This window comes from Actinacidiphila sp. bgisy160, assembly GCF_965342435.1.
GTDB lineage: Bacteria > Actinomycetota > Actinomycetes > Streptomycetales > Streptomycetaceae > Actinacidiphila.
Genome location: NZ_CBDRCM010000128.1, coordinates 1 through 1,199 on the forward strand (window position 1 = coordinate 1; position 1,199 = coordinate 1,199).

A 1,199-nucleotide genomic window follows, 5' to 3' on the forward strand; every position below is an offset into this window, starting at 1 on the left:
CTAGTGGCTTGTCACGCAGCCTTGGCCGGGTAATGGGTCCAGGTGCGGATGGGTGAGTCAGGGGCGAGGTTGGTCTTCGGTTCGGCGCGTGCGTTTCGCCAGCGGATGTAGGCGTTGATGGCGGCGTTCCGCTCGCCGTGGCTGCGGTGGTCGGTGCCGTTGAGGGCGAAGTAGCGCAGGGCCGCGAACTCGGACTCGATCCAGTTCAGCCAAGAGCCGTAGGTGGGCAGGTAGACCAGCTCGACCCGGTGGGCTGCGGCCCATGCTCGGACGTTGGGGTGCTTGTGCGGGGAGAAGTTGTCCAGCACGACGTAGAGCTTCTCCCCGGGCCAGCGGGCACGCAGGGCCTTGAGGAGGCCGAGGAATTCCTGCCATCGCTTGCGTTGCCGGATGCGGTAGTAGATCTTGCCGGTGGCCAGGTCGAGGGCGGCGAGCATGTGCATCACGCCGTCGTAACGGTGGTAGGTAGCCCGGAGTCGGCGGGGCCTGCCGTGCGGTCGCCAGGCCTTGCCCTTGCGAGGCAGCAGGTTGCGCGGGCCGAACTCGTCCACGCAGATCACCCGGCCGTCGGCCGGGGCGCGTCGTACAGTTCCAGCACCCGGTGCATCTTGGCGATGAAGTCCGGATCGGTGGAGGCTTTCCATGTTGTGGTGGTCTGCCACGAGACTTTGCCGTCCCGCAGGATGCGGCGCAGTGTCTCCCGGCTGACGGCGGGCACGACGTTGCGGGTGACCAGGTGCTCGGCCAGTTTGGCCAGGCTCCAGGTGGAGAACGCGGTGATGCCCCAGTCGGCGGGGGACGTCCGGGCGATCAGGCAGATGCGCTCGCGCGTCTGGTCACTGATCGTTCTCGGGCGTCCCCCGCTCCATTTCGGGTCCAGCGCGTCGAACCCCCGCTCGTTGAAGGCATGGATGACATCCCGCACGTAATCCGCGCTGGCCTGCAGCAACGAGACGATGTCCTTCACCGTCTGGCCCTGGGCGGACATCATCACCACGATGGACCGCCGCAGCCTGACCGGGTCCTTGGAGGTCCGACCGATCCGCTGCAGACGCCGGCCCTCCTCCATGCTCACCGGCCGGACGAACACTCCCGGACGACGCCCCACAACCACCTCCAAGATCAAGCCCTGGAGACAGCCTGACCGCAGACCGACAGCCGATCAATTACCGGGCCAACCATCCGAGCCAAGCCACTAG

2 protein-coding genes are annotated in these 1,199 nt (G+C 66.9%); both read right to left on the reverse strand.

What is annotated here, in order from left to right:
* Positions 1-11: 11 nt before the first annotated feature.
* Complete coding sequence (locus ACRWNP_RS37065) at positions 12-551, reverse strand: IS630 family transposase (protein ID WP_431969401.1); 540 nt, start codon at positions 549-551, stop codon at positions 12-14.
* A 5-nt stretch (positions 552-556) separates the two neighbouring features.
* Positions 557-1,069, reverse strand: a complete 513-nt coding sequence (locus ACRWNP_RS37070; RefSeq protein ID WP_431969403.1) for a helix-turn-helix domain-containing protein — start codon at positions 1,067-1,069, stop codon at positions 557-559.
* Between the last annotated feature and the right edge of the window lie 130 nt (positions 1,070-1,199).

Bases quoted from the DNA above. Each gene is read 5' to 3' on its own strand.
- ACRWNP_RS37070 (WP_431969403.1), bottom strand. From the start codon at position 1,069: ATGGAGGAGGGCCGGCGTCTGCAGCGGATCGGTCGGACCTCCAAGGAC.